The 6,889-nt window shown below is 46.0% G+C and carries 6 protein-coding genes and 1 pseudogene; 2 read left to right on the top strand and 5 right to left on the bottom strand.

All coding sequences use genetic code 11. From position 1 onward, the window contains the following. Nucleotides 1-222 precede the first annotated feature (222 nt). Nucleotides 223-644, top strand: a pseudogene (locus QUA78_RS31175) (ISAs1 family transposase); the annotation flags it as partial. Here the strand turns inward: QUA78_RS31175 and QUA78_RS31180 are convergent. From QUA78_RS31180 to tmk, 4 genes are all read right to left on the bottom strand, one after another. Beyond that, complete coding sequence (locus QUA78_RS31180; protein ID WP_333306839.1) at nt 630-779, bottom strand: hypothetical protein; 150 nt, start codon at nt 777-779, stop codon at nt 630-632. The pseudogene QUA78_RS31175 and the gene QUA78_RS31180 sit on opposite strands and share 15 nt — an antisense overlap. Nucleotides 780-974: 195 nt before the next feature. Further along, a complete protein-coding gene (msrA, locus tag QUA78_RS31185; RefSeq protein WP_333306837.1) occupies nt 975-1,448 on the bottom strand; it encodes a peptide-methionine (S)-S-oxide reductase MsrA in 474 nt (157 codons plus the stop codon). A gap of 39 nt (nt 1,449-1,487) precedes the next feature. Further along, on the bottom strand, nt 1,488-2,450 hold the full coding sequence (locus tag QUA78_RS31190) for a DNA polymerase III subunit delta' (RefSeq protein WP_333306835.1): 963 nt from the start codon (nt 2,448-2,450) through the stop codon (nt 1,488-1,490). Nucleotides 2,451-2,581: 131 nt separating this feature from the next. Further along, the gene (gene tmk / locus QUA78_RS31195) at nt 2,582-3,250 is read right to left on the bottom strand and encodes a dTMP kinase (RefSeq protein ID WP_333306833.1); all 669 of its coding nucleotides are present in this window, start codon (nt 3,248-3,250) and stop codon (nt 2,582-2,584) included. A gap of 105 nt (nt 3,251-3,355) precedes the next feature. Between tmk and QUA78_RS31200 the strand changes: the two genes are divergently transcribed. Further along, the gene (locus QUA78_RS31200; RefSeq protein ID WP_190659999.1) at nt 3,356-3,703 is read left to right on the top strand and encodes a hypothetical protein; all 348 of its coding nucleotides are present in this window, start codon (nt 3,356-3,358) and stop codon (nt 3,701-3,703) included. Between the two features lie 185 nt (nt 3,704-3,888). Here QUA78_RS31200 and QUA78_RS31205 read toward each other — a convergent pair whose 3' ends face one another. Beyond that, the gene (locus QUA78_RS31205; protein WP_333399214.1) at nt 3,889-6,579 is read right to left on the bottom strand and encodes a heavy metal translocating P-type ATPase; all 2,691 of its coding nucleotides are present in this window, start codon (nt 6,577-6,579) and stop codon (nt 3,889-3,891) included. Nucleotides 6,580-6,889: the final 310 nt, after the last annotated feature.

Below are 6,889 nucleotides of genomic sequence, written 5' to 3' on the forward strand. Positions count from 1 at the left end.
TCCTTGGAAAATCACATTGGTGCAATTTGGTATTTCATCCATCACTACAACACATCATTACTTGTTTAGCACTACCAGACTGACCTGTTAAGTAAGATAGACACTTTGTTCTTACAAGCATACTACATAACATCTTTGATACTCAAATTGTCTCTATCAATCTACAAGTTGGTCCAATAATCTGTATTTTTAAATACAAAATTAGATGCGCTTACCCTGCATCTTTACCAACCTCGACTATGGGCGGGACTTCAAAGCGTTGTCATGGTTGTTCGAGTCCGTCATCTCTGGAACAAAACTACTCGCGAAGTTCAGTTTTATTTGACTTCTTTACACAGCGATGCTCAACTTATTGGTCGGGCAATCCGAAAACATTGGGGAATTGAAAACCAGGCTCATTGGATTCTTGATTGTACTTTTGCGCTCGGATTCTTGCCGCATTCGCTCTTTCCATAGTCCCAGTAATTTGGCGATGCAAGCGCCGCTTGGCTCTTAATGCTCTCAATCGCGAACGGACTTACCAACGTAGTCTTAGACAAAAAATGAAACGGACTGCTATGGATAATAATTATATGATTCAGGTTCTCAGTTCGGCTTTTCTTGACAAGACTTTAGATTCTTCTCATCCCTTATGTCAAGCCTAATTGAGATGCTCTTACCCTGATCGGATCAGCTATTGCTCGTTTGAGTTCTCTGGCATCGATATCGCTTTTAATGAAAGATTGTAAAGAAGCTATTTCTTTGTCCATATCTTTTTGTGGCAGTTGTAAGTTATTCATTTTTTTTGTCATCATCTAGTATTGCATATAATTGTACCATAATCATGATAATGATTTAGGATTGCTATAGGTGGAAATAAACATGGCGTGGGGAGGCAGGGTTTTGCATTAATTAATAATAAACTGGCGGCTAGTATAGATCATTGCCTTACCCGCCCCTACGATATTTTATTTTTTGTCGCGTCTGCCTAATTTTTAACTAATGACATCTGACGAATGCGGCTTCTTCTCAATATATTGCTGGTGGTAATCCTCTGCCATATAAAATTCACAAGCAGGTTTGATTTCGGTGGCAATATCTTTGTCGTATTTACCGGAAATTTGCAATTTTTGTTTGGAGAGGCGAGCGGCTTTTTCTTGTTCCCAATTGTGATAAAAAATCACAGACCTGTACTGTTCGCCTCTGTCGGGGCCTTGGCGATTGATTTGGGTTGGATCGTGACAGTTCCAGAATACATCTAGCAGTGTTTCGTAACTCACCTGCGATCGATCGTACTCTAGCAGCACAGATTCAGCGTGACCGGTGACTCTGGCGCAAACATCCAGGTAGCAGGGATTGGGCCAGTGACCTCCTGTGTAGCCCGCAGAAGTCGAGACAACACCCGCAACGGTGCGAAACTTGTGTTCAACTCCCCAAAAACAACCGGCGGCAAATGTGGCTTTTTCCATCGTGTTACTCATCGTATTGAGATAAAACTTGGCACTAGGTTATGCTTGACATATCCCCATCAGTGTGCATTCCCAAACTAATCGCGGCTGTACGTAGTTTAGCAAATATTGTCGTGCTTTTTCCAAGGGTTCTAAGGGCGATCGACTAATTCCCCCTGCCAAAAATTGCTGCCAGTAACAGTGCTGTAAATAATCAATTAACCACAACTGAGATTCAGTATCTAAAGTTTTATCAATTTCCTTGGCCAATTCCAAAGCAGACCGCAGATTTTGAGGCAACTGCTTCACCTTTTGCAGCAAATCATCGGGTATAGATTGCAGTTGCTGCCAAATAGAAATTGCCTCGCCAGGACTTCCCTGAGCCATCCCCATTACCTCGGGATGGGATAAAATCTCCGCGAATCCCGCTTGCTGCAAAACTTGTGCAATTGCTTCGGAATTCAGCCGAGAAAACTGAATTTTTTGACAGCGGGAAATCAAAGTGGGCAACAAAGCTTCCACTGTCGGAGCAATTAAAACGATCGCTGCTTTTCCCGGTTCTTCCAATGTCTTCAACAAGCCGTTAGCAGCTCCCTCACCCATTGTTTCTGCTTGTTCCAAAACTACGACTGAACGCGCAGCTTCTAGCGGTGGTCGGCTGAGAAAATCACCGATTTCTCGAACTTGTTCTAAGCGAATTTGTGGTGGTGCTTTCCGCTTTAAACCGGCTTCCTCTGCTTCCTTTGGTGTAAGCCGTTTGCCTTGGTTCATATAAGTTGGTTCTACCCAGAGCAAGTCTGGATGATTTCGCTGCCGCACGCGATTTTGCACGGAGGCTATTAGTCTGGTTTCGGGAAGATTGGCTGAGAAGAAAAGCTCAATGAAACACTGAGCCGCTAAACTTTTGCCGATGCCGTTAGAGCCGACAAATAAATAACCAGGAGCAATTCGGTTTCGCTCGACTGCTTGTGTTAGCAATTCTACTGCTTGCTTTTGTCCGATTAATGATGTAAAATAATCCATGTTTATGAAGAGAACCCAAAGCTTATTGTGTTTTAACGGACTGCTAAATAATTGTTTTTAGTTAATAATGTTAAATTGTAATTTCCCGGAGCCGGACAGGGAATTGGCGTTTCTCTACAGATTATGTGACCTTACTTTTCAGAAATGGTATTATTTGAATATCCCCAAGCTTCTAATTTGCGAGTTACAATAGTTTGAATTTCCTGAGCGACTTCATATTCAGGGCGATCGCCATCGATACGGACAATTCGAGATCCATTTTCCCCGGCTAACTCCGCAAAACCTTGCTGCACCAGCCGATGAAACCCCAAATCAGCTTGCTCGATCCGATCGCACCCTCCCCGAGCCCTTACCCTCGCCAAACCCGCCTCCACATTAATATCCAGCCATAAAGTCAGATCGCTTTCCAAGCCGCCGGTGGCAATTTCATTCAACTGTTTAATTAAATTTAAGTTAAGACCGCGGCCGTAGCCCTGATAAGCAATCGTAGAGTCAGTAAAGCGATCGCACAAAACAATCGTTCCCTTCAATAACTCGGGTTTGAGAAAAGTTTCAACGTGCTGAGCGCGATCCGCAGCGTACATCAGTAATTCTGCTCGATCCGATACCAATTCCCCCGAATCTTGTTTTAACAGCAAATGTCGCAGTCCCCTTCCCAACTCAGTACCCCCCGGTTCGCGAGTAGCCACCAACCGGACTGTCAGAAAGCAACTTGCTTGCAGCCAATGTATCAGCCGCTGCATTTGCGTAGTTTTACCCGCACCTTCAACCCCCTCAAACACGATAAGTTTGCCCTTCATTGCCCTAACTTCCCACCGGAATAAAATAAATCCATATTGTTCTGTGCATCTCTTCTAGGTTCGGTATGATAATAAAGTCTAAATGCCTCACGGCTGGAGTTGTCTATGGCTCGCTATACTGGTTTTTTTATCGTTGCCGTTCCGATCGACCGTCTCCGTCAGTCCCTGATTGAAATTTTAGAGTCATGCAATCTTGATATTATCTACAATACAGGAGATTCCGTCATGGCTCGCGAACTTCCCGGTCAAGTTTCGATTGCCAAACTTGTCACCGCAGAAGTCCTAATTGAGAAAAACACGGCTAGCGACTCAGAGGTTCGCATGAACTTCGTGATTAAAAACGAGGAACTGCCACTGCAAACCAACAACCACTGCCGTCAAATGTTCGAGCTAGTCAGTCGTTCAATTATGAACAACAATAATTGGCGGCTCTTGGAAAGTATGGCACTGTAGCCATCAGTCAGTCAATTTGAGGTGTGAGATTTTCGATTGACTCTACAGATGAATCAGAGGGATCTAACTAATGTCGAAACTTCTTGGCTCTCGACTCCTGGTGTGAGGGGTTTGTCTCCCTCTTGGGAGGAGGTCATCAGTCATTAATTTCTAACTAATGACCGATGACCTCCTACTTTTATTTGTCATCCATCAATTGAAGCTCGAAATCCCCGGCGCAAAAACAAAGAATTTGTCACAACGCTAACAGAACTAAACGCCATAAATGCTCCGGCCGCCGCAGGACTGAGTATAATTCCGGTTGCAGGCAGCAAAAGACCGGCTGCAACCGGAATTCCCAGAGTATTGTAACCAAAAGCCCAAAATAAATTTTGGCGAATTTTGTTGAAAGTAGCACGTCCGAGCTCGATCGACTCAACAACATCCATCAAAGCATTTCGCATCAGCACAATTTGAGCAGTCTCAACTGCCACATCCGTGCCGCAGTGCAAACCGATACCGACATCAGCTTGAGCCAAAGCCGGGGCGTCATTGATACCATCCCCCACCACAGCCACTTTACAGCCTTGGGCTTGCAAAGTCGCGATCGCCCGAGCCTTGCCCTCCGGCCGCACCCCGGCCAAAACATCAGCCGCCGTCAAATCTAGCTGCTGCGCCGTCGCCGCCGCAGCAGACGCTGTATCTCCCGTCAGCATCATCACCCGCAATCCCATGCCCCGCAAACGTTCCACCGCCGCCTTAGCATCCGGCCTCAGAGTATCTTTTAGCCCGATTACCCCCAGCAAAACGCCCCCAGAAGCCACGTAAACCGCCGTTTTGCCTTTGCAAGACCCCGACAATTCCGTCGCCACAGCGACCCCCTGCTCCTTCATCCACTGGGCATTCCCCGCGAACACCCGCCGGCCCTCCACCAAAGCAGAAACCCCCAAGCCCGGTTCCGTGCAGAAATCCTCAGCAGCTAGCAGTGGCAAACCTTGCTGTTGAGCTTCCAGCAAAATCGCTGCGGCGATGGGATGACAAGCGCCCCTTTCCACCGCCGCCGCAATTTGCAGCAGTTTTGAGTCAACGGCACTGCCAGAAACTCCATTAATTGTCGAACAAACATCTTGTTTGTCTCCAGAAACTCCATCAATTGTCGAACAAACATCTTGCCTGTTTCCAGAAAATCCATCAATTATGGAACTAACATTTTGTTTCTCTCCAGAAAATCCATCAATTGTGGAACAAATATCTTCTTTGTCGCCAGAAACTCCATCAATTGTGGAAGAGGCATCTTGCCTGTTGCCAACATTAATATCTGAGTTCAAATCCCACTCCGAATTCTGGAAAATCGGCAAATAATCTGTGAGTGTGAGATTTCCGGTTGTCAGAGTGCCAGTCTTGTCAAAAACCACCGTATCTAATTGATGAACCCGTTCTAAAACATCACCACCGCGAATTAAAAGTCCGCGCTCCGCCCCGATGCCAGAACCGACTAAAATTGCTGTTGGGGTAGCCAGTCCCAAAGCGCAAGGACAAGCAATAACTAAAACTGCGATCGCCAATTTCAAACTTAAGAGCAAAGGCGATTGATAATGGATAATTGGCAATTGATTTCCCATGTTCATTGCCACGTGTCCCATATTCATTGCCGCGTGTCCTAAAAGCACAGAAGGCCAAATATGAGTCCCGGCAAAATACCAAAATAGGAAAGTTAAAAGCGATATCCCCATTACCCCATACACAAAATATCCCGCGACAGTATCAGCTAAATTTTGAATCGGCGCTTTGCGAGTTTGGGCTGCCTGCACCAAAGCCACCATTTGAGCTACAGTTGTTTCCTGACCGGTGCGAGTTGCCCGCATCACAATTGCCCCGGATTTATTGATAGTTCCCGCCGCCACAGTATCTCCTGGTTGCTTCAAAACCGGCATCGATTCGCCAGTCAGCATCGACTCATCTACGGTTGTTTTGCCTTCGGAAACTTCGCCGTCTACCGGAATTTTTTCCCCTGGCAAAACTTGCAGCCATTCTCCGACTCGGACGCGATCGGCTGGAATTTCAATGTATTGTGGATCGTAGACCGCAGATGTCGAGTCTAAAGGCAATTCTTCCGATCGCAAATCTAAGCTGGGGAGTTTAAAATCAACTAAGCGGGCTTTCGCAGGCTGCAATGCGATTAAAGCTTGCAAAGCTGATGCAGCGCGCCGTCTGGCTTGCTGTTCCAGAGTTTTGCCCAACAAAATAAAGCCCAGCAGCATCACCGGTTCGTCAAAAAAGCACTCCCATCCCATCCGTGGAAACAGCAGCGCGGCATTGCTAGCGGTGTAAGCTGTAACAGCGCCTAAAGCTACCAAAGTATTCATGTTGGGTGCATTTCGCCACAAACTGCGGCACCCGTCAACGATAATCGGGCGGCCCGGTAGCAGCAATGCTAGGGTGGCGAGTCCCCAGTGAAACCAAATATTGCTGAGAATTGGGGCTTTTGTGCCGAGTACGTGACCTAAACCGGATAGAATAATTAGAATAAGGGCGATCGTCAATTGCTTGATTTGCTGTCGAATTTCTTGCCGCCGCCGTTCAATTGTTGTCGCTTCTGCTTCCTGCTGATTTTCACCTGAACGAGACTGAGAGGGAAATCCATTATCAGTCAACTTTTTCGCTAAAGCTTCTGCATCGACAGTCCCCGGTTGACACTCAACCGTCGCGACTTCTACGGCCAAGTTAACGCAAGCTGAAATTACGCCTGAATACTGCATGAGTTGGCGTTCCACAGCTTTCGCGCAGCCGGCACATTTCATCCCGCCGACATCGAAAGTAACAAGTTCTGGCGGTGATTCTTTAACGGGTATGATTTCTGGTTGAATTTCGGGGATTGTTTTGGGGACAAATTGCATGATTTTTTTGGTATTGATTAGAATATTTCGGTGCTTGTGAAATGGTTTAATGCACGGTTTAGACAAACGTCTATATTTTTATCATAAATAAATATTGTGGCATCTTCCGAAAGTGTTAGTTTTTTTTAATTCTTATTAATTCCCGGCGGTTAAATCCGCACTCCGGCAGGGGTTGAAACCAATGTCGGACTGCGAGTTTAATCCTAAAACACACTTGGGACACGGTAGTGCTGGGGAGTATGTCACTTTTGTAGTGAGTAATTATACTCAGGCAGCTTGTCTCTGATTTCCAATTAACCCGTTCAAGTAA

It is taken from the genome of Microcoleus sp. K4-B3, assembly GCF_036704615.1.
Taxonomy (GTDB): Bacteria; Cyanobacteriota; Cyanobacteriia; order Cyanobacteriales; family Microcoleaceae; genus Microcoleus.